The 21,157-nt window shown below is 56.3% G+C and carries 22 protein-coding genes; 12 read left to right on the top strand and 10 right to left on the bottom strand.

What is annotated here, in order from left to right; all coding sequences use genetic code 11:
• Positions 1-3: 3 nt before the first annotated feature.
• Both FJ695_RS05460 and FJ695_RS05455 read right to left on the bottom strand, forming a co-directional pair.
• Positions 4-1,005, bottom strand: a complete 1,002-nt coding sequence (locus FJ695_RS05460; RefSeq protein WP_141184498.1) for a Gfo/Idh/MocA family protein — start codon at positions 1,003-1,005, stop codon at positions 4-6.
• 126 nt (positions 1,006-1,131) lie between these two features.
• A complete protein-coding gene (locus FJ695_RS05455) occupies positions 1,132-2,088 on the bottom strand; it encodes a LysR family transcriptional regulator (RefSeq protein ID WP_141184497.1) in 957 nt (318 codons plus the stop codon).
• Positions 2,089-2,162: 74 nt separating this feature from the next.
• Here FJ695_RS05455 and FJ695_RS05450 point away from each other — a divergent pair, with 74 nt between their 5' ends.
• The 7 genes from FJ695_RS05450 (at position 2,163) to FJ695_RS05420 (ending at position 9,223) form a co-directional block, all read left to right on the top strand.
• Entirely contained in the window at positions 2,163-3,431 is a 1,269-nt protein-coding gene (locus FJ695_RS05450) for an aminotransferase (protein ID WP_141184496.1), read from the top strand.
• Between the two features lies 1 nt (position 3,432).
• Complete coding sequence (speB, locus tag FJ695_RS05445; protein WP_141184495.1) at positions 3,433-4,485, top strand: agmatinase; 1,053 nt, start codon at positions 3,433-3,435, stop codon at positions 4,483-4,485.
• An 89-nt stretch (positions 4,486-4,574) separates the two neighbouring features.
• A complete protein-coding gene (locus FJ695_RS05440) occupies positions 4,575-5,663 on the top strand; it encodes a PotD/PotF family extracellular solute-binding protein (RefSeq protein ID WP_141184494.1) in 1,089 nt (362 codons plus the stop codon).
• Between the two features lie 68 nt (positions 5,664-5,731).
• On the top strand, positions 5,732-6,775 hold the full coding sequence (locus FJ695_RS05435; protein ID WP_141184493.1) for an ABC transporter ATP-binding protein: 1,044 nt from the start codon (positions 5,732-5,734) through the stop codon (positions 6,773-6,775).
• A complete protein-coding gene (locus tag FJ695_RS05430; protein WP_141184492.1) occupies positions 6,775-7,635 on the top strand; it encodes an ABC transporter permease in 861 nt (286 codons plus the stop codon). Before FJ695_RS05435 ends, FJ695_RS05430 begins: the two co-directional genes overlap by 1 nt.
• A complete protein-coding gene (locus FJ695_RS05425) occupies positions 7,632-8,429 on the top strand; it encodes an ABC transporter permease (RefSeq protein ID WP_141184491.1) in 798 nt (265 codons plus the stop codon). Before FJ695_RS05430 ends, FJ695_RS05425 begins: the two co-directional genes overlap by 4 nt.
• Before the next feature lie 2 nt (positions 8,430-8,431).
• Complete coding sequence (locus FJ695_RS05420; RefSeq protein ID WP_141184490.1) at positions 8,432-9,223, top strand: carbon-nitrogen hydrolase family protein; 792 nt, start codon at positions 8,432-8,434, stop codon at positions 9,221-9,223.
• 157 nt (positions 9,224-9,380) lie between these two features.
• Here the strand turns inward: FJ695_RS05420 and phbB are convergent, their stop codons facing one another.
• Together phbB and FJ695_RS05410 are read right to left on the bottom strand one after the other, a co-directional pair.
• Positions 9,381-10,109: an acetoacetyl-CoA reductase gene (gene phbB / locus FJ695_RS05415; protein ID WP_141184489.1), complete on the bottom strand. Its 729-nt coding sequence runs from the start codon at positions 10,107-10,109 to the stop codon at positions 9,381-9,383.
• Between the two features lie 135 nt (positions 10,110-10,244).
• Positions 10,245-11,426 carry an acetyl-CoA C-acetyltransferase gene (locus tag FJ695_RS05410; protein WP_141184488.1) on the bottom strand — a complete coding sequence of 394 codons (1,182 nt, stop codon included), beginning with the start codon at positions 11,424-11,426 and terminating at the stop codon, positions 10,245-10,247.
• 312 nt (positions 11,427-11,738) lie between these two features.
• On the opposite strand from FJ695_RS05410, the gene phaR reads away from it, so the two are divergent.
• Entirely contained in the window at positions 11,739-12,323 is a 585-nt protein-coding gene (gene phaR / locus FJ695_RS05405) for a polyhydroxyalkanoate synthesis repressor PhaR (protein WP_141184487.1), read from the top strand.
• Positions 12,324-12,384: 61 nt separating this feature from the next.
• Here the strand turns inward: phaR and FJ695_RS05400 are convergent, their stop codons facing one another.
• The gene (locus tag FJ695_RS05400; protein WP_141184486.1) at positions 12,385-12,816 is read right to left on the bottom strand and encodes a heme-binding protein; all 432 of its coding nucleotides are present in this window, start codon (positions 12,814-12,816) and stop codon (positions 12,385-12,387) included.
• Between the two features lie 137 nt (positions 12,817-12,953).
• Between FJ695_RS05400 and ggt the strand changes: the two genes are divergently transcribed.
• The 3 genes from ggt (at position 12,954) to FJ695_RS05385 (ending at position 16,881) form a co-directional block, all read left to right on the top strand.
• Positions 12,954-14,549, top strand: a complete 1,596-nt coding sequence (gene ggt, locus FJ695_RS05395) for a gamma-glutamyltransferase (RefSeq protein WP_141184485.1) — start codon at positions 12,954-12,956, stop codon at positions 14,547-14,549.
• Between the two features lie 119 nt (positions 14,550-14,668).
• A complete protein-coding gene (locus tag FJ695_RS05390; RefSeq protein ID WP_141184484.1) occupies positions 14,669-15,373 on the top strand; it encodes a helix-turn-helix domain-containing protein in 705 nt (234 codons plus the stop codon).
• Between the two features lie 122 nt (positions 15,374-15,495).
• Positions 15,496-16,881, top strand: a complete 1,386-nt coding sequence (locus tag FJ695_RS05385; RefSeq protein ID WP_141184483.1) for a multicopper oxidase family protein — start codon at positions 15,496-15,498, stop codon at positions 16,879-16,881.
• Between the two features lie 12 nt (positions 16,882-16,893).
• On the opposite strand, the gene FJ695_RS05380 is transcribed toward FJ695_RS05385, so the two are convergent.
• The 5 genes from FJ695_RS05380 to FJ695_RS05360 form a co-directional block, all read right to left on the bottom strand.
• Positions 16,894-17,208: a hypothetical protein gene (locus tag FJ695_RS05380; RefSeq protein WP_141184482.1), complete on the bottom strand. Its 315-nt coding sequence runs from the start codon at positions 17,206-17,208 to the stop codon at positions 16,894-16,896.
• A 246-nt stretch (positions 17,209-17,454) separates the two neighbouring features.
• Positions 17,455-17,727 carry a hypothetical protein gene (locus tag FJ695_RS05375; protein WP_141184481.1) on the bottom strand — a complete coding sequence of 91 codons (273 nt, stop codon included), beginning with the start codon at positions 17,725-17,727 and terminating at the stop codon, positions 17,455-17,457.
• 285 nt (positions 17,728-18,012) lie between these two features.
• Complete coding sequence (locus tag FJ695_RS05370; RefSeq protein ID WP_247653793.1) at positions 18,013-18,645, bottom strand: exonuclease domain-containing protein; 633 nt, start codon at positions 18,643-18,645, stop codon at positions 18,013-18,015.
• A gap of 35 nt (positions 18,646-18,680) precedes the next feature.
• Positions 18,681-19,214, bottom strand: a complete 534-nt coding sequence (locus tag FJ695_RS05365; RefSeq protein WP_141184480.1) for an MAPEG family protein — start codon at positions 19,212-19,214, stop codon at positions 18,681-18,683.
• Between the two features lie 95 nt (positions 19,215-19,309).
• Positions 19,310-20,266, bottom strand: a complete 957-nt coding sequence (locus FJ695_RS05360; RefSeq protein WP_141184479.1) for a GlxA family transcriptional regulator — start codon at positions 20,264-20,266, stop codon at positions 19,310-19,312.
• An 80-nt stretch (positions 20,267-20,346) separates the two neighbouring features.
• On the opposite strand from FJ695_RS05360, the gene FJ695_RS05355 reads away from it, so the two are divergent.
• Complete coding sequence (locus FJ695_RS05355; RefSeq protein ID WP_141184478.1) at positions 20,347-21,015, top strand: DJ-1/PfpI family protein; 669 nt, start codon at positions 20,347-20,349, stop codon at positions 21,013-21,015.
• The last annotated feature ends 142 nt before the right edge of the window (positions 21,016-21,157 follow it).

Raw genomic sequence — 21,157 nt, 5'->3', positions numbered from 1 at the left:
GGCTCAAAGCCCTCCATAGTCGACGTGCGTTGCCTGGCCCGAACGGGCCGCCTCGCGTACGGCGAGCGCAACCGCCAAAGACTTCACGCCATCAACACCATCCGCTGACGGTGCACCTTTGCCCGCAGCAGCTCCGGCAAAAAGGCCTATCGCGCGGTGATAGAGATTGTGCGTCTCGTAAGGGACTTGGCTTTCTCCTGACGCATCGACCAGCCGAATCTCGCCGACAGGCTCCTGGGTCATGACATTGCGTGCAAAGATCGACCCTTCGGTTCCGTGGAATTCGACCCCGGTACCGGCGTATCCATGGGTAAAACTCTCGTGGGACTGAACCATCACGCCAGATGGCATGGACCAGACCGACATGACACTGTCTTCAACACCCTCACCCATGCCGGATACGCCAGCCTTGGCAACCACATCGACCGGGTCTTCAGCCAGATGAAACCGAACAGTATCAGCATCGTGAACCGTGATATCCGGAATAACGCCACCGCCAGCAGAGGCATCATTGATCCGCCAACCGCGTAGGTGCTCCGGCAGATTGACTGCATGAAACACCCGGGCGCTCAAAACCTTGCCGATCCGGCCTGAGGCAATCAGATCGCGAATGGCAAGGTGGGAACCGGCATTGCGAAGATGGTGATTGGTCGCAAAGGTCACGTCTTTGTCCGCCGCAGCCCTCACCATCTCAACAGCTTCGCCTAAGGTCATCGCGAGCGGTTTTTCGCACAGGACATGTTTACCGGCGGCAATCGCTGCCATGGCCTGCGGGTGGTGTTTTTCATTTGTGGTCGAGATGTAAACCGCGTCGACGCTGTCATCGGCGAGCAGGGCATCCAGATCAGTATAGCTGTCCGGGATCTGGTGATCCTGCGCGTAGGCTTGGCCACGCGCCTCATCGGAGCTCAGAACGGATTGGATTTCCGATCCCGCCTGCGCCCGGATGGCGTCAATGACATAACTGGACGCAATCCGGCTCGCGCCTATCAGTCCCCAACGCATGCATTCCTCCAAACCAATAATTGGAACGTTCCAAATTTTGATCCATAAAAACTGGAACGTTCCATTTTGTCAAGACGTAGATGACATTTTCCGACCGACGACAAGACGCAATAGGATAGATTCCGGTCAGGCGCTTTCTAAATACTTCTGCTTTTTCTGAGACTTATCATCCTGATCACAGTCTGCATTTTTGGCCCAGGCAGATCGGACAGCCTGGGTGATCGCGGTGACCGTGGTGGATTTTCGGTTGTCGCGGGCGGTGAACAGATAAAACTGGGCCGAATAGCTGAATTCCGGCACTTCAAATCGTCGCAATTCCCCGTTGGCGCACCAGCGCGCTGCATAATGATCCGGCAGATACCCGACATAATGACCTGAGCGGATCAACAAGAGCTGCGGTTCGATCTGCAGGACTGTCGCAGCCACATTTCGAAAAACATTCTGCCGGGATTTTTCCGTGCACCAGTAACCGCGTTTAACAAAAGGCAACGCCAGCAGTTCTTCACGCACCAAATCCGCCACCGGCATGTGAAACAACGGGTGGCCGCGGCCACAATAAAGACTGTGCATTTCCGTATTCAGCAGCACTTGGTCAAGGCCCTCGACCGGGGTCAGATCAACACCAATGCCACAATGGTAGGTGCCGTCCCGCACTTTCTGCTGGAGATCTTGCGCCGCTTCCTGCGCAAGCAATACCTTGGCATCGCCGGCAAGTTCATGAAAAGCGCCAAGCGCTTCCGGCAAACGGTTCTGCGGATCATCGCAAATTGCATCCAACACACCGATACGCAACTCACCACTGATCTTGCCCTGCACAGAGCCGACGTCGGCGGAAAAGTCGTGCAAGGCCGCATTCAGGCGGGTAGCGGCCTCATGAACCGACCGCCCCTCTTCTGTGAGCTGAAAACCTCCCCGCCCCCGCCGGCACAAGACAACCCCCAAACGCTCTTCCAGCGCGGCCATGTGATTGGAAATCGTCGACTGGCTGAGATTGAGCTCTCCTTCAGCTGCCGAAAAGCCGCCATGACGGACAACAGCATCAAACACCTGCAGCAGGCGGAGGTCACTTCCAGACGGGCGCATGCACCCTCCCTTACATTTGATATTCTCAATGTATTGATTGAAACTATCCTATTTTACAAGCTTTCGAAATTTCTATGATCATTTTTTGCGCGTGCCCAATCGGTGTGCGAGCGATCATTGAAGTGGATGCAAGCGTGACGGCCTTCAGCCTGAACCAAAACCTAATTGATACGGCGACACCGCCCATTCCGGAGGCCGCAAACTGGCTACCCGCCTATCAAGGTCAGCACGGCCCAGCGCTGAACCTTGCCCAGGCAGTGCCCGGCGATCCGCCCCCAGCCGAGTTTTTGGAACACATTGCAAACGCGGCTAAATCTGCGGAAGCGACCCGCTATGGAAATATCTTTGGGGACGGCGCTTTGCGTGCTGCTTTTGCAACAGAATGCGCAAGTGTCTACCAAGCCCCTATTGGCTTCGACGAAGTCGCGATCACAGCCGGCTGTAATCAGGCCTTCTTTGTATCTGTTTTGGCTTTGGCAGCTGCCGGCGACGCGGTCCTTTTGCCGACGCCCTGGTATTTCAATCACAAAATGACACTGGACATGCTGGGCATCGAAGCCCGGCCATTGCCACTTTCCGCCAAGGCCGGCTTCATTCCAGACGTTGAACATGCGGCCGCGTTGATTGATGACAAGGTCAAGGCAATTGTTCTGGTGACGCCCAACAATCCGACCGGCGCGATCTATCCGCCGGACGTGATCAAAGCCTTTCTGGACTTGGCCCATGAAAATAACGTCACACTGATCATCGATGAAACCTACCGGGATTTTCGGCCAGACGGCGCAGCACCGCATGGGCTGTTCAGCGACCCACGCTGGCGGGATAGAGTGATCAGCCTCTACAGCTTTTCAAAAAGCTTCGCCATTCCCGGCCACCGACTTGGCGCATTGATCGCCGGCGCGCCGATCCTTGAAGAAATTGGTAAAGTCCTGGACTGCATCCAGATTTGCCCGGCGCGGGCCACGCAGATCGCACTTCCCAACGCAATCACAACGCTTGGTGATTGGCGCAAGGGCGTTACCGCAGAGATCAACGGACGGGCCGAAGCATTTCAAACCGCAATGGTGCAGGCGCCCAACTGGCAGGTCGATCAGATCGGCGTCTACTTTGCCTATGTACGGCATCCATTCCCGGGAATAGCGGCAACGGAAGTTGCCGAACGGCTGGCAAAGGACTGCGGCCTCCTGGCTCTGCCCGGCAGCTATTTCGGCCCTAACCAGGATCAGCATCTGCGGCTCGCCTTTGCCAATGTCAGCCGCAAGGAAATCGAACGGATCCCCGAGAGGCTGGCAGCCCTTTCAAGATCGGCATTTGCTGCCGACGTTCAGTGGAAAGAGGAGTGATATGGATAAGGATAAGCTGGCAGCCATTCGCGCCAAATTCGGCGGCGACAATGAAAGCACGATCTATGATCCGACGTTCAAGGCGGTGGCGGACAAGCTTTTTGACCCGTCCGGCACACGGGTTGCGCCATATGCCGGCATTCCGACCTTTCTTGACCTTCCCTTTCGCACCGTTGATTGGTCGGATCCGGATTTCTCAGATCTCGATGTGGCGCTGATCGGGGCGCCGATGGATCTTGGCATCACCAACCGCAATGGCTGCCGCTTTGGCCCGCGCGCGATCCGGGCCATCGAACGGGTCGGCCCGTTCAACCATGTGCTGGAGTGCATGCCGGGTTCGGACTTGCGGGCCGAAGACATCGGTGACGTGCCGTTCCGCAGCCGCTTTGACTTGGTGAAATCCCATGAAGACATTGAGGCGGCGATTGCAAAACTCGTGACCGCTGGCGTCGTACCGCTCTCAATTGGCGGCGATCATTCGATATCCCTGCCAATCTTAAAAGCGCTCGGCCGCGATGAACCGGTCGGCATGATCCATATCGATGCCCACTGCGATACCTCAGGCCCCTTCGACGGCAGCCGTTTCCATCATGGCGGCCCGTTCCGTCAGGCTGTGCTGGAGGGTGTGCTGGACCCAGACCGCACAATCCAAATCGGCATCCGGGGCTCTTCCGACTATCTCTGGGAGTTTTCCAAAGACACTGGCATGAGCGTGATCCACGCCGAAGAGATCTCCAAGCTCGGCTGCGAAAAAATCGCGGAACTTGCCCGTGAAAAGGTCGGCGACGGTCCGGTGTATCTCTCCTTCGACATCGATAGCCTGGATCCAGCCTATGCGCCAGGCACCGGCACACCGGAAATCGGCGGCCTGACAACACGCGAAGCCCAGGAAATCCTACGGGCACTAAAAGGCATTAATCTGATCGGCGGCGATGTTGTGGAGGTCGCGCCGCAATATGACTCAACCACAAACACCGCACATGCCGGCGCACAGATGCTGTTCGAAATTCTGTCGCTGATGGTGTTCAGCCCATCCGTGGCCACCGGAACTTAAAGCTCACACGGCCGGCAAGCCCGCATAGAACGGGCTGTCCGCCTTGTCCCTGACCGCAGCAAACGGTCAACCAACGAGGGGAATTGAAAATGACTGACACAACGAAGTTCAAACTCTCAAGGCGCTCAGTTTTGGCCACTGGCCTTGCAGGCGTCTCCACCTTGGCCATGCCATCGATTTTGCAGGCCGCAGATCGCTCTTTGAAAGTCGGCGTTTATGGCGGCTACTTCAAAGACAGCTTTGACAAGCACATCTTTCCGGAATTCACAAAGGCGACCGGCATTGCCGTTGAGTCCATTGCAGAGCCGACCGGCGAAGCTTGGCTGGTCCAGCTGGAACAGGCCGCCCGTGCCGGCGCAGCTCCAGCGGATCTTTCCATGATGTCCCAGGTTGCCATGCTGAAAGGCCAATCGACCAACCTTTGGGCGCCTTTGGATCTCGCCAAGATCGCCGATGCCGACAAGGTGCTGCCGCAGTTCATCAACCGCTATGACGACGGCAAGGTCGCAGGTGTTGGTGCGGTGGCCTGGTACATCACCCTGGTTTCCAACACCGAGAGCTACCCGCAAGCGCCGGAGAGCTGGGCGTTCATGTGGGATCCGTCAAACGCCGACAAACTCGGTCTTCTGGCGCTCGTCTCCAACTCCTTCCTTCTGGAAGTCACCGCCAAAACCTTCTTCGGCGGCACAGAGATCCTCGACACGGATGAGGGCATTTTGAAGGTGATGGACAAGCTGGCGGAGCTGAAGCCAAACGTCCGGCTGTGGTACCGGGACGAGGCCCAGTTCGAACAGGCTCTGAAGTCCGGTGAAATTCCGATGGGCCAGTATTATCACGACGTAACAGGCCTTGCCGCTGCGGACGGTTTCCCGGTCCGCTCCACTTTCCCGAAAGAAGGCGGCATCCTGGATTCGGGTTGCTGGGCCCTGTCCCGTGCGTCGAAGAAGAGCGACGAAGCCCATGAATTCATCAACTTCATGACCCAGCCGTCGATGCAGAAGCTGATGTCCTTGAAAGTCGGCACCGCCCCGACCTTGAAGCGGGACACGCTCGACATGACCGACGCAGAATTTGCATCTGTTTCCTCCGATATTGATCCGGTCATCCCGCGCTATGATCTTTATTCCACTAAGTCCGACTGGTTGAACCAGAAGTGGACGGAACTAATCGTCGGCTAAGCCCTTTATCCGGACCGGAGGCGATCCCGTTTCCGGTCCGGAGTTTTTAAACGTTTCGGGAAGAACATATGTCCGGTCTTCAACTCGCCGACATCACCAAACGCTTTGGCGCGGTGACCGCTGTCGATGGTATCTCGCTCAATGTCGACGACGGCACGTTCGTGTGTCTTCTCGGTCCGTCCGGCTGCGGAAAAACAACGCTCTTGCGCATGATCGCAGGTCTGGAAGACCCGACCTCCGGCGACATCCGCCTGCAGGGCGACCGGATCAACGACACGCCAGCACACAAGCGCAATCTTGGCATGGTGTTCCAGTCCCTGGCATTGTTCCCACATCTCACCATAGGCGAAAACATCGCCTATCCCTTAAGAATCCGCGGCGCAAACCGCGCTGACTGCGAAGCCCGGGTGCGTGAGTTGCTCGATATGGTGCAGTTGCCCGGCATCGAAAACCGGGCGATCACTCAGCTCTCAGGCGGCCAACGCCAACGGGTGGCCATTGCCCGGGCCCTTGCGGTCTCACCGCAGCTTTTCCTGCTTGACGAGCCCCTGTCTGCACTAGACGCCAAACTTCGCGAAGCCATGCAGGTGGAACTCAGGCAGCTACAGCAACGCCTTGGCATCACCACCATCGTCGTCACCCACGACCAGCGTGAAGCCATGTCCATGTCCGACCAGATCGTCGTTATGTCCAACGGCAAGGTTGAGCAGATGGCGTCCCCAATCGAGGCTTACAAAAGACCGGCCAGCCCTTTTGTTGCGGACTTTCTGGGCCAGGCGAATTTGATCAAGGTGACAAAGGCAGACGGCGGCGCAGCCTTTTCAGGCGGCCTTATCCCCGGCCTGGATATTCCTTCGAGCGGCCAGGCATTGATTTCCGTTCGGCCAGAAGATGTCGTCGTGGCCGAGGGTGAAGATGGTCCTGTCAAAGCCGACATCGTCTTCATCCGGGAAATGGGATCGACCATAGAAATCCATCTGAATGCCGGCAGCGACCGGGTCATTGCGCTGGCGCCGCCCAAATCGCACTGTGACTTTCATGTCGGGACATCTGTATCCCTGACACTACCGCCGGAAGCGTGTGTGGTTTTTGGTCCTGAAGGGGCACACTGATGCGCCGCAGCCCCCCCCAGAAACTCAGCGATTATCTGCCGATCGCTTTTCCTGCCGCCATGCTGGGGATGTTCTTTGTCGTCCCCTTCGGCATCATGGTCGCCATCTCCGTCTTCAAGCGGGTTCAAGGCGGCTTTTATGAACCGGCCTTTAACTTTGCCAATTACGCCCGGTTTCTGACACCGTTTTTCGGCGAAGTCCTGGCTTTTTCCCTCGGTTTGGCAGCGCTCGTCTCGGCTTTTTGCTTATTGATCGGAGTTCCCTTCACTTACCTGCTGACCAAACTTCGCCGCCGGGATCAGGTGCTGTGGCTGATCGCGCTTTTAGGGGTTCTTTCCCTCTCAGAAGTAATCATCGGCTTTGCCTGGTCGACGCTGTTGAGCCGCACGGCCGGCATCAGCAATTTCTTTGTCTGGCTCGGCCTGATGGAAAAACCGGAAGCCTGGGCGCCCGGCTTTGGCGCTGTCCTGACAGGTCTCATCTATCAAGCCTTTCCCTATACGGTTCTGGTACTCTATCCCGCGTTCTCGCGGCTAGACCCGTCCCTGATGGAAGCCGCCCGCACACTTGGCTGTTCGCCGGTCCGGTCCTTCATGAACGTCGTCCTGCCGGTCATGCGCAAAACCCTGCTGGCGACTTTCATTATCGTTTTCATTTTTGCGCTCGGCGCCTATTTGCTGCCGCAGATATTGGGACGGCCGCAGCATTGGACATTGTCGGTCCTGGTCACAGATCAGGCAATTTACCAGTCCAACATGCCGTTCGCCGCAGCCATGGCCGTCTTCCTGGTAATCGCCAGCCTGCTTCTGGTTGGTTTGTCCGTGATGATTTCGGGCCGGAAAGGAGCGGGAGAGCTATGAGCAAAGCAGCCGGAAAACTGTTCTTTGCCGCCATGGCGCTTTTCATGGCGCTTCCAGTCATTGTTATTGCCGGGGTGGCGCTCAACGCCAAAAAGACACTGGCCTTCCCGCCACAAGGCCTGTCCGCCGACTGGTATTTGAGTGTTTTGACAGATCCGGCCTGGCGGTCCGCCTTGCTGAATTCGGTGATGGTGGCCGCAACGGCTTCCGCAATCAGCGTTGCAATTGCATTGCCGCTCTCCTGGTTTTTGTGGCGCCGGGTCGCGCCCTGGGCACGGTTTGTTCAAATGCTCGGGTTCTCACCTTTCATATTGCCGCCGGTCATCACCGCGCTCGGCGCGCTCAGCTTCTGGGCAACCACCGGGTTTTACGGCCAGCCTTGGACTGTCGTTATCAGCCACGGCATCTTCTTTGTCAGCCTGCCACTGGTCACAATCACGCTTGGTTTTGCCACCATCGACCGGGAGATCATCGAGGCCGGTATGACCATGGGTGCCGATGACAAGACACTCATGAAAACGGTGATCTTTCCGCTGATCCGGCCGTATGTGATCTCCGGCTTTGCCTTTGCCTTTGTCTTGTCGCTGAACGAATACATTGTGGCTTACATGACCGTCGGCTTCACTTTGGAGACGATCCCAATCAAGGTCTTCAATGCGTTGCGCTACGGCTATACGCCAACCATGGCCGCTGTTTCGGTGTTCTTCATTCTGGTTGCCGTTGTTGTCTTTGGTCTGGTTGCCCGCTTTGGCGATCTACCGAAACTGCTCGGCGCCTGGAGCAAGGGGGAATAGCTATGAAAATCGCCATTGCCCAGCTGAACGCCGCGGTTACTTCGATTGAGGAGCGGAAATCCGCCATCGAGACAGCCGTTCGGGAAGCTGCAGCCCAGGGCAGCCGGATCACCGTTCTCCCGGAGCTGGCGCTCACCGGATATGGTGCTGGTTCGACGATCACAGATCATGCGAATGAGGCAGATGACGCGGACGCAATTTGGCTAAACGAGCTGTCGACAGACACCGGCTCTGCTCTGGTTGCCGGATTGGCAATGCAGCGTGACGCACAAGTCTTCAATTCGGCCCTGTTTGTCACGCCGGAGGCCATATCCGCCACCTACGATAAGATCCATCTTTACGGCGATTACGAAAAATCGCTGTTTTCGCGCGGAACCAAGCATTCTCCAATTTTTGAATTCGAAGGCCTGAAATTTGGACTTCTGGTTTGTTTTGATGTGGAATTTCCCGAAAGGGTCCGAGATCTAGCGCTCCGCGGCGCGGAAGCTGTGCTCGTGCCAACGGCATTGCCAAAAAGTGACGGCGGCGCCTTCATTGCACAGAATGTCATTCCGGTACGCGCCTTTGAAAACCAGGTTTTTGTCGCCTATGCCAACCACGCCGGTAAAGACGCCCGGTTTGCCTATCAAGGCCAATCTTGCATCGCCGCACCGGACGGCACCTTTTTAGCGCAGGCTTCCGCGGTCACTTCTGAGCTGATTTTCGCTGATATTATGCCAGGTAATTTTGAGGCCTGCCGAGCCCAGAATCCTTACCTGGAAGAAACAAGAATGTTTCCGGGGCGCCCAGACTGAGCAGCCGACCGAACGGCTTTCAAGGTCACTGGAAACGCATAGCGCTCGGGCAATCCCAAAACGCTGTGTCTCGAAGAACGGTCAATCGACCGAAGCCGGGCCGGTTCTCCGAGACAGTAGCTGAGTTACTTCAAACAGAAGCACCTATGGCTTGACCTTAGCCATTGGCGACGTATTGGCCACCGTTGATGGTCATGACGGCACCGGTCATGAAACCAGCGGCATCAGATGCCAGGTAAACAACGGTCTGTGCGATTTCTTCCGGTTTGCCGAGGCGACCGACAGGAATACCGGAAACGATGGATTCCAAAACTTTTTCCGGCATCGCGGCGACCATGTCGGTGTTGATGTAGCCTGGGCACACGCAGTTGACGGTAATACCTTTGAAGGCATTTTCCTGGGCAAGTGCTTTGGTGAAACCGATCACACCGGCCTTGGCGGCCGAATAGTTGGTCTGACCCATCTGACCCTTTTGGCCATTGATCGAAGAAATGTTGATGATACGGCCAGAGCCACGGCTGCGCATGCCGTTGATCACTGGATGAGTCATCGTGAACATGGAGTCGAGGTTGGTGGACATCACGGCGCGCCACTGATCGAAATCCATTTTGTGGAACATGCCGTCGCGGGTGATACCGGCGTTGTTGACCAGAACTTCAACCGGGCCGAGTTCACTTTCAACTTGGGCAATGCCAGCCGCACATGCTTCAGGATCGGAAACATCCCATTTGTAGACGTGAATGCCGGTCTCAGCCTTAAACGCTTCCGCTTTTTCAGTGTTGCCAGCGTATGTGGCCGCCACGGTATAACCCGCGTCTTTCAAACCGCGGGAGATTGCTTCGCCAATTCCGCGGGTGCCCCCAGTTACCAATGCGACCTTACTCATTCCACATTCCTCCTGACTTCCAACTCCGGGCCCTTCGGGCTCTTTGTGGGTACTTCAAGTTCCAACCGGACTTTGATGTCCGCTGCGGCCGATCCTCCTCAGGTCCGGCCGCAGTAATTCCCGAGTGCCTTCGACTTAGCGCTCCAGGCACATGGCAACGCCCATGCCGCCGCCGATGCAGAGCGTGGCGAGACCTTTTTTGGCGTCGCGGCGGTTCATTTCATGCAAAAGCGTGCACAAAATGCGGGCACCGGACGCGCCGATCGGATGACCGATCGCAATCGCACCGCCGTTGACGTTGACGATGTCCGGGTTCCAGCCCATGTCCTTGTTGACAGCGCAGGCTTGGGCCGCGAAGGCTTCGTTGGCTTCCACCAGGTCCAGCTCTTCAGCAGTCCAGCCGGCCTTTTCCAGTGCCTTTTGTGAGGCTGGGATCGGACCAGAGCCCATGATGGTTGGGTCAACACCAGCTGTTGCCCAGGAAGCGATGCGCGCCAGCGGCTTGAGCCCGCGCTTTTCGGCTTCTTCAGCACTCATGACAACAAGGGCCGCGGCACCGTCGTTAATGCCAGAGGCGTTGGCGGCCGTGACGCTGCCCTCTTTGGTGAACGCAGGGCGCAGCTTGGCCATGCTCTCCAGCGTGGCACCATGGCGGATGTATTCATCATCCTCGACCACAATGTCGCCCTTGCGGGTTTTCACAGTGAACGGTGTGATTTCGTCCTTGAATTTGCCAGCCTTTTGCGCAGCTTCGGCTTTGTTCTGAGAGGCAACAGCAAATTCGTCCTGCTGTTCGCGGGTGATTTGCCATTTCTCAGCAACATTCTCAGCAGTCTGACCCATGTGGTAGCCGTTGAAGGCATCCCAAAGGCCGTCCTTGATCATGGTGTCGACCATTTTGTAGTCGCCCATTTTGTAGCCAGTGCGCATCGGTGCGCAGTGCGGTGACAAGGACATGCTTTCCTGGCCACCAGCGACCATAATGGACGCGTCACCGGTCTGAATCTGCTGCGCTGCGATAGCAACGGTACGCAGGCCTGAACCGCACACCTGATTGAGCCCCCAAGCGGTGGCGCTATCGGGAATGCCGGCGTTGATGGCTGCCTGACGGGCGGGGTTCTGACCCTGGCCTGCGGTCAACACCTGACCGAACACGACCTCGTCGACGTCTGCGCCATCGACCTTGGCCTGGTCAAGAGCGGCTTTGATAACGTGGGCGCCGAGCTCATGAGCTGGCGTATTTGCAAAGGAACCGTTGAAGGAACCGACCGGTGTGCGGGTCGCACTGACAATAACGACGTCGGTGGAAGCGCTCATATTACTCTCCAAACTTCTGGCCGTCGGGCCCAGGATGGGTGACACCTTTCACGGCATTCACGTGAACCGTGACAATGAAGGGACTAGAACTTGCGCCGCCAAATGTGTCAACCGCGATAATCCGTATGACGGTCTTGTTTTCGCTATTGCGGCATTATCCTTTCGTCACTGCACATAAAAAGGCTGGCACGAAGCAATACGATTGGCTTAGTCTCATAGTTGGAGGAGATGACAGGTCTGCAAAGTCTTGTCGTCAAATGATAAACAGCCACTGCAGATAGGCAGCTGCGGAACGAAAGGCGGATACATCTGATGGCCAAGACCAATGAGCCGACAATCATCAAGAAATACGCCAACCGGCGGCTCTATAATACCGGCACCAGCACCTATGTGACCTTGGAAGATCTGGCGGTGATGGTGAAGGGAGAGGAAGACTTCGTTGTTTATGACGCCAAGTCTGGCGACGACATCACCCGGTCCGTACTCACACAGATCATTTTCGAGCAGGAAAGCAAGGGCCAGAACCTCCTTCCCGTTTCCTTCTTGCGCCAGCTGATCGGGTTTTATGGCGACAGCATGCAAGGCCTGGTGCCGAGTTTCCTGGAATACTCCATGACCTCGCTGACCAAGGAACAGGAAAAACTACGTTCTCAAATGAGCGAAGCTTTTGGCGCCACCGCGTTCGATGCCATCGAAGACCAGGTCAAGCGCAATTCGGAAATGTTCGAACGGGCGATGAAGATGTTCATGCCGTTCCCGGCCGGCGAAAGCGGCTCAACGCCGCAAGCCAGCGAACCGAAAAAGGCTCAAACAACAGATACCAGCGATCTGGACGAGATGAAACGTCAGCTTGAAGAGATGCAAAAGACCATCAACAAGCTGACGGACAAATCCTAACTGGATGAAAAACCGGCCGTATGCGGCAGTCTTTAAGGCTGCCGCATTAATTCAAAGCGGATTAGCCGCAGTCGGCGACCAGTTTTACAGCTTCAATGCCAGCAACGGCGCAAGCCTCGTCGTTTTCTGAAGTGTCGCCGGTGATACCGACCGCGCCGAGTGTTTCACCTTCATCGTTTTTCACCAGAACGCCACCGGGAACTGGAATGATCGCACCACCGGACGCGCCGTTCAAAGCGTTGACGAAGTGCGGGCGCGTTTCCGCATTGGCGTTGAGCCAGCGAGTGCCGGTGCCAACGGCCAAGGCACCAACGGCTTTGCCAGTGGCGATTTGAGGACGCATGATGGAAGAACCATCCTGGCGTTTCAGTGCGATGGCATGGCCGCCGGCATCCAGAACCACAACGGTCAACGGCTTGAGATTGAGCTCTTTCGCTTTTTCTTGTGCGGCAGAAATGATGGTCTCTGCGGTTGAAAGTGTGAGTTTGCGCATTTCGCCACTTCTCCTTAATGTGCTGGCCAGAACTGCCCGCTTGCTAACAGAGCGGCGGTAAGAGGAATAGGGTGTTTCTTCAACAAGCATTTGCGGCCAGGAGGAAACAATCAAATGGCCGCCATGGGGGGAATTCAGTGAAGCGAGACTTTCAAGCGCCAGGCAGATCACCGGTATTTGCACGAGAAGCTGCCGTGGCAACCTCGCACCCCCTTGCGACCAGCGCGGCAATAGAAGTTCTTCAGGACGGCGGCAATGCGGTTGATGCAGCAATCGCAGCGGTTGCCGTCCAATGTGTTGTTGAACCGCATATGACCGGAATTGGCGGCGATTGTTTCGCCATCGTGACAGAACCCGACGGCCGGCTCACGGGTTTCAATGGGTCGGGCGCAGCCCCCCGTGCCGCAACACCGGAAAAACTCGCGGAACTCGGTGTTTCTGAAATCACGGACACCTCCCCGCATGCGGTAACCGTCCCTGGCGCTGTCAGAGCTTGGGAAACCTTGCTGAAAGCGCATGGCACGCAAGACTTCAAGACCTTGCTGAAACGCGCGGTTAATTATGCTCGGGACGGTTTTCCAGTCGCACCGCGTGTCGCGGCTGACTGGGCCAATAACATTGACAAGCTCAATGAAGATCCAGTGTCTGCAGCCAGATATTTAATCAACGGGTCATCTCCTGAAACCGGTGCAGTCCTCAAGTTTCCGCATCTTGCAGAAACGCTGGAAGCGATCGGAGCAGAAGGTGCGGATGCAATTTATTCCGGACCGATTGCAGAAGATATCGTTGCCGCTGTCACCGCCAAGGGCGGGGTAATGACCACGGACGATCTGGCGGCCTGCCACACGACAGCAGTTTCACCGGTAGTCCGCGACTACAAGGGCCATACGATTGCTGAATTGCCACCAAATGGGCAAGGCGTAATCGCCCTCATCATACTCGGTATTCTTGAGCGTTTCGGTCTTGAAAACCTTGATCCCTTCGGGGCCGAACGCTTCCACCTGGAAATGGAAGCTGCCCGCATCGCTTACGCTGTGCGCGACAAGTTCGTGACCGATCCGGGGTATATGAACGTCTGCCATACGCGCCTGATCGGCGAAGATTACATTGACCAGCTGGCGCAGATGATCTCGGTCGACAAACGTTTGGACACCATCCCGGATGCCAGCCTCGCGCCACAGACCGATACGGTCTATCTCAGCATTGTCGACAAGGACGGACTGGCGGTCTCCTTCATCAACTCGCTCTTCAGTGATTTCGGCAGCGGCATCGTGGCGCCGGAAAGCGGTGTCCTGCTGCATTGCCGCGGGCGGTCCTTTAAGGCGCAAGCCGGATTTGCCAATTCGATCGATGGCGGCAAACGGCCGATGCACACGATCATTCCGGCGATGGCCTTGAAAAACGGTGCGCCGTGGCTCTCGTTCGGCGTCATGGGTGGTCACTATCAAGCCTGCGGTCATGCGCATCTTCTCACCAACATTATTGATTATGGCATGGATGTGCAGGCGGCTATCGATTTCCCGCGCATGTTCTTCGATTTAGAAACCCACGCCTTGCAGGCCGAACGGCTTGTGCCTCCCGCAACCGTCGAGGGCCTCAAAAAACTGGGCCATTCCGTGGTCGCAGCTCCGGGAGCCATCGGTGGCAGCCAGGCGATCATGATCGATAAGGCCCGTCACGTGTTGACGGCTGGATCGGATCCACGCAAGGACGGCCACGCGGCGGGCTACTAACCCAACCCTATCCTGTACCACCTGGATTGACTCATCTTTAGATTGAGATGAATCATAAGGACCAACTTTGCCCGGATGACCTGTCCGGGCAAAAATGGAGCGGCACGGGAGGGAATGGCATGTCCGGTATCGTCTTGATCGTTTCAATTATGGTTGTCTGCGGCGGATTAGGGGGATTTGGAGCCTGGCTCTTGTCTCCTGGCTTTGAAAACGAAGGGAACGACATCCGTTACAAAGGCTTCGGCTATATCGTCGTCGGGATCATTGCAGCCGTGGCCGTGCCGTTGTTCCTGTCAATGGCAGAATCCAATCTGATCGATACGTCTGGCGGGTTTGCCAATCTCCGTGATGGCTTCGTGTTTGCCGGGTTTTGCCTTGTCGCTGGTTTTTCCTCGCGGGCCTTCCTCAGCTCCATCTCGGAAAAAGTTCTGAATGAACTGAAGGAGAAAACGCGGGAAGCCGAACAGATCGCCGAAGACAGCAGTGAAGAAGTTGAAGAGCTGCGCCGGGTCATTGCCGAAGAAGCAACCCCAGTCGCTCCGGACGCAAATATTCAAGGTGAGGTGCTGAACACGATTGTATCGGACCTCAACGATGACCAGAAGAAAGTTCTGCAGGCCACCGGCGGCCTGACGATGCGGACCGCGACTGGGATCGCCAGAAGTGCAGAAATGCCGCGCACCGAAGCTGCCAAAGTGGTGGACGATCTGATTTCCAAGGGTCTGGCGGAAAGAACCACATCTCCAAAAACCGGAAACCTGCGTTTCAAGGTGACGTCCAAAGGCGTTTCTGTCTTAAACGCCTTGCCCTCCTCCAAATTATGATCGCTTGCATAAACAGCCGCCTTACCAGCTGTCTCGGATCCGCACATTTAGTCTTGAAGAGAATAGAACTCAGGTGCAAATGTGCGCGCGGACGCGCTTAAGAAATCTTGGAGCAAAAAAGTATGGTGGGAGTGTCCCGGCGCGAGCTGCTGATCGGATCAGCGGCAACAGGATCGGCATTTGCCGTTGGCGGCCTTGCAGCCCGTGCAGCCAATGCAGCAAATCATGAATTGGTCATGTCGGCATATGATCACAGCTTCCTGCCCGGCACCGTTACACAGAATATGATGAGTTTTTTGCCCGATGGTCCGCCGCCGGTTTTGCGGATGAAACGCGGAGAAAAAACCGCCATCGATGTCAAAAATCATTTGGACGAGGCAAGCGTGGTTCATTGGCATGGCCTCAGGATCGCCAATGCCATGGATGGCGTGCCTTATCTCACTCAGCATCCAATCGAGGCGGGCCAATCCTACCGCTATGAATTCACCCCTCCCGATGCCGGCACCTTCTGGTACCACCCCCACTGCAATACACTGGAGCAAATGGCGCGCGGCCTGACTGGGGTCTTGATTGTCGATGAAGACGAAGACCCGGGATTCGATCTAGATTTGCCTCTGAACATCCGGGATTTCCGCCTGGGTGGCGATGGCCAGTTCATCGAACTGTTTAAAGCGCGCAATGCCGCCCGTGGCGGCACTTACGGAACAGTTTCGACGGTCAACTGGGACGTAAATCCGGTCTATGAAGTTCCGGCAGGAGGACTTGTGCGGTTGCGTTTGGCGATTACCGACGTCACCCGGGTCGGCACTTTTGGTGTCGAGGATGCAGAAGCGCAAGTCATCGCGCTCGATTCCAATCCGCTACCTCATTCGATGCCCGCCGACACTATCCTCTTGTCACCGGGCCAACGCGCCGATGTCGCGGTGCGTGTACCTGATGACGAGGGGCAAGAAGTAACGCTTTTGCTGCGGCGTCCGAATGGCGACAAATCGCTGGCACGGTTCCGGGCAATCGGACCAAGTGCCCGGCGCAGCTTGACGGAATTGAAACCCCTGCCGGTCAATCCGGTTCCCATGCCTGATCTTGCCAATGCGGAGGTGATTGATTTTGTCTTTGGCTGGTCACCGGAAGGCGATGCACCGCAAGCCAGCATTTGTGGGTCTCTCGGTTATACCTTCTGGTCGATCAACCGGGAGGCTTGGCCAGGCGATGTGCCCGGACCCTTGGATCCACTGGCTCGAATGAAGCTCGGCAAATCCTATATCCTGCGGCTACGCAATGAATCGCCGAACGACCATCCGATCCATTTGCACGGGGTCTCGTTTAAACTGCTTAGATCCAACAAACGCAGACTGCCGCCACTCGTCACCGACACGGCCCTCTTATTGGAAGAAGAAACTCTGGAAGTGGCTCTGGTGGCCGACAATCCGGGGGATTGGGCGTTCCATTGCCATGTCATTGAGCACCAGAAAACTGGTCTTGCCGGGTTTCTTCGAATTGAGAGCTGAGGGCAAGAAAACTCAGACAGACAAGGAAATCTGCGGCTGTACCGGTATGGCTCCGGTCTTGGTAGCATATCGCGCCATTTGTGCCGTTCGATCCATGACAGTCTGTGTTGCGGTTTGATGAGTGATCAGCAAGTGCGCCGTATAATCTGAAACCGCATGCCGGGACTTGTCAGTCTGCTCAGCATCTGATGTCTGCGGGTCGTTGTTGGCAGTTGGGATAAATTCAGGGTGCGGCCGCGCGTCCCGCTCGTAAACCTCTGGGACCTCTCCCACCGGTTTGGGTTGAATTTTTATCGGCCGTATGGCCGCAATCGGTTGAACTTGCATCAGTCTGATCTCCGGTGTGGGCCAGTCCATGGCCAATCTTTTCGGAGGTCCGGAAAGGCACCGGATCCGGAATCAAACTAGAAAATGCTCCGGTTTGGAACTGTGTTGCGCGTCACAGTTTTTCGGTTTTGTTGCCAACAACCACAAACTCAGAGCAAATTCCGCATGCATGCCGCCAAGAAAAAAGCCCGGAGCTTGATGCTCCGGGCCAAGGTATCCAGTGGTACTCTGGAAATTATGGTCAGCTCACCGTTCGGTCTTCAGAACATGCCCAGCGCCCCGCTGGCGGGGAAGAGCAGCGGTCGCCCGGTAAGTGTTGACCCCGATGAGAGGTTCTGTCTGCCTACGGGACCTTGTCTGAGGCTCGCCATCGCGGGTGGCGAGCAGGTGGGCTAGGAAAATCGAATTCGGGCGGTAGCGGCCAGTAAAAGCTTCCTGCCGCCGCTCAAGAACAGGTTCGAGCGGGACCGGCAAATGTGCAGCAAACGTGGACTGGCGTTCGCTTTCCGTCTCTCCCACAGAAGGACGCTTGCGCCTCACATTGGCACGGCCAGCAGATGTAACAGGGTTCACTCGCACGTATTTACGCCTCGTTGTCTCAGAATGGCACGCTTGTCGCGGCCCTTGCTTAGACTTCGCAACACTCGTGCCAGTTTAACGAGGCGTTAACCTTTTGTCCGCAGAAAACCGGCAATTCGCCCTCACAAAAGTTAACGGATTGGTAGATTTTCGGACATTTGAAGCGAATAATGAGGATATTGGTGGTAACTGATGTCCCGCCTTGAAACTTCAAAATCGTATTTTTCAGGTGTGATTCGGAAAATGAAAATCAGATTGGGACAATTGCCCGCCGCGCAGAAAGTGCTGCAGCGTGAGCGCGATCGATAGAGCGTCATCCAAGGCATCGTGATAACGCTGATTGTCATGGGGAATTTCAAAACGCTGGGCGAGCTGGCCACTGGTGGTCATTTCAATGTCTTCCGGAGACATCCCTGCCCGTACCATCAAAGATTTCGCGTTGCCAAAACGGTGGGCGGAGATTGGCGGTGCAACCCCAGCCACAAAGCAGCTGATGCCAAGAAGGTTCAGTTCATCCTTGCCCCAGGACCAAAACGTACCGCCATTGGAAAAGCGGTCGAATTGGCCGAGCGCCTCCGCCAGATCCACACCGTTTTGATCCATCTCCTCTTGTGAAATGCCCGTGAGGTCCGTGAAATAGGGATCAAGTTTCTGCTTTTTGCCGTTTCGATCTAATGGACCTATGTAAATCCGTTTGGATCCAACAACCGGATAGTCCCCACCTAAGGACAGATTGACCGCACCGATTTGTGCCACGACAGGATCTGGATCGGTTGGCCCCGCCCAATACCGTTTCATGGCGCCGTCGGCCGTCAGATATTCGCAATCAAAAATCGTCGCGGTTCGAAACTTCTCCACTTTGTCCCCTATCCGAGCCGGCCGGAATTATCGACTTAGATTGCGGTCACGGCAAATATGGCGCATGCAATCAACAGCAGATTGGTGGAATAAAAAGTCAGCGCAAAGCCAAAGGCACGGGCAGGCGCGCCTTTTGAATATCCTATCCAGAAAAAGACCCTGCCGGCGACAAACAACAGCGCACCCGCGGGGACAGCGCCCAAAAGGGACAGCGGTGCGAGAGCTGCAAAACAGCAGTAGGTCAGGAACGCCAGAACCGATTGTTCAAGGGTGTTTTGCAAGACGGCTTGCAATGTATGCGCTTGAGCCGTTCCTTGGGTCAAACCACTGCCATCAATGTCTTCGGGTGTGAAAAACCGGTGCCGCGCCAGGGTGCCGATGGATATCATCAAGGCCAGAGCAACAGGAACCAGTGCCACTGCGGCGACCTGCAGCCTTATTGACCCCTGTGTCTCTCCGAAATTCTCGACCAATAGAAATTGGCTTCCAGCGGCAAGAACCATCACAGCAACAACCAGGGCAGACACCATACCCTTCAGGACACCCCGTTGTTTCTCCGACAACCGCATTGTGTTTGCTCTCTGGTTAGCATCTTCGGAACGCCGCTAGGGGACCACACTCAAGCGAGGAATGAAAGCGCTGCCGGAAAAGCTAACGTTTGGCGTTAGTTTGAAAACCGTTCCCGATAAGCCTGCGGACTAACCCCGAAGCGCCGATGGAACGCCTGGCGCAGGGTTTCCTCGGTTCCAAAGCCGCTGCGTGTTGCTGCCTGAGCCACAGGGCGTCCTTGCTCCAGCAAATGCCGGACCCGATCCAGCCGCATTTCTTCCAGGGTGCGCATCGGGCTGCGGCCCGTCTCCTTTTTGTAATGGCGCGACAAGGTGCGCGGGCTCATGACTGCCTGTTCGGCCATGTCGTTCAAGGTGATGGGCTGCTGAAGGTTCTGCATCATCCAACTGTGCAGCTGATCGAAGCGACCGCTGTCGTTTTGAAGATCCAGTGCCGCGCTGAACTGAGACTGCCCTCCGGGCCGCTTTAAAAACACCACCAGCTGGCGGGCAACGCCAAGAGCGATTTCCCGGCCAAGATCTTCCTGAACAAGAGCAAGCGCGAGATCAATCCCAGCGGTGATGCCAGCAGAAGTCCAGAGATTGCCGTCTTGAACATAGATCGGATCTGACTTGAGCCGGACGTCCGGAAACCGTTCCTTGAATTCAGCGCAGCGCTGCCAATGGGTCGCAGCATACTTGCCGTCGAGCAATCCGGCGGTTGCCAGCAGAAAGGCTCCACTGCACACGGACGCCACACGCCGCGCGGTTGCCGCACGGGAGGTCAGCCAACTTATCAGCTCGCGATCTTCGCAAACCTTGTCGATACCGAACCCACCCGGAACCAGCACAGTATCAACCGCCGTTCCGGCTTGAGGCAAAGGATTGGCAATCAAGGCCAGGCCGCTGGAGCTTTTCACTGTTGAAGGCTTGGCGACCGTTTCAAGGTCGTAAGCTGTTGGTTTTCCTTGGGTCTGCAGGAGGTCATTGGCAGAGGCGAACACCTGCAGAGGACCCGTAATGTCCAGGATTTGAACGGCTTCATATGCCAGGAATTCGATCCGGCGCGTCATTTGGCGAAAACCTTGGGGTGAATGACCAGATCGCCAAACAGTGGACTGCTAAGTCTTTCCTTGTCAACAAGGAGACCGATATGAACCTTACATTTGGCCTATTGATCTTTCCAAACGTCCAATTGCTGGATGTGGCGGGTCCTAATGATGCTTTTGCCGGTGTTCCAGGCGCCAAGGTCCACCTGATCTGGAAATCACGCGACTCGATCAAAACAACAAGCGGCATGGAGATCCGGCCGGATACGACGTTCGAAAATTGCCCCAACCTCGATGTCCTGTGTGTTCCGGGCGGCGGCGGGGTCAATCCCTTGCTTCAGGATGGAGAAGTGCTGGCGTTTGTCCGAAAGCAGGCAGCAAGCGCGAAGTACATCACATCCGTCTGCACCGGATCATTGGTGCTCGGCATGGCCGGCATTTTGAAAGGAAAGCGGGCGACTTGCCACTGGAATGCTGTCGACTTTTTGCCTGCTATGGGCGCCATCCCGATCAAGGACCGCGTGGTGAAGGACGGCAACATCTACACCGCTGGCGGCATCACATCCGGCATTGATTTTGGGCTTGAGATCCTGGCCGACCTCTTAGGCGAAGAAGAGGCCAAAACTATCCAATTGGCGATGGAATATGCCCCGGCCCCGCCATTTTCCTGCGGCACACCGGAAGAAGCGCCGGAAGATATTGTAGCCGAAGCCCGGCGCCGGATGGAGCATTCGCGGCAGGAACGGTTGAAGCTGTTTGGTGAAGCGGCGTAGTTTCAAAGCCTGCGCCGTCCCGGTCTTGAAGCGGGACTCAGATGTCGTCTTCCCGGCCCAAAGCCGGGAAAGCGATTTTTAACAGGCACACTGCGGCCAGAAACCCCGCCCATCCTTGACTCTTCCTGAGGTTTCCGGCATA

The organism is Labrenzia sp. PHM005, assembly GCF_006517275.1.
GTDB lineage: Bacteria > Pseudomonadota > Alphaproteobacteria > Rhizobiales > Stappiaceae > Roseibium.
The sequence above is the reverse complement of the archived record's forward strand: the minus strand, read 5'-3'. Positions and strand labels throughout refer to the sequence as shown.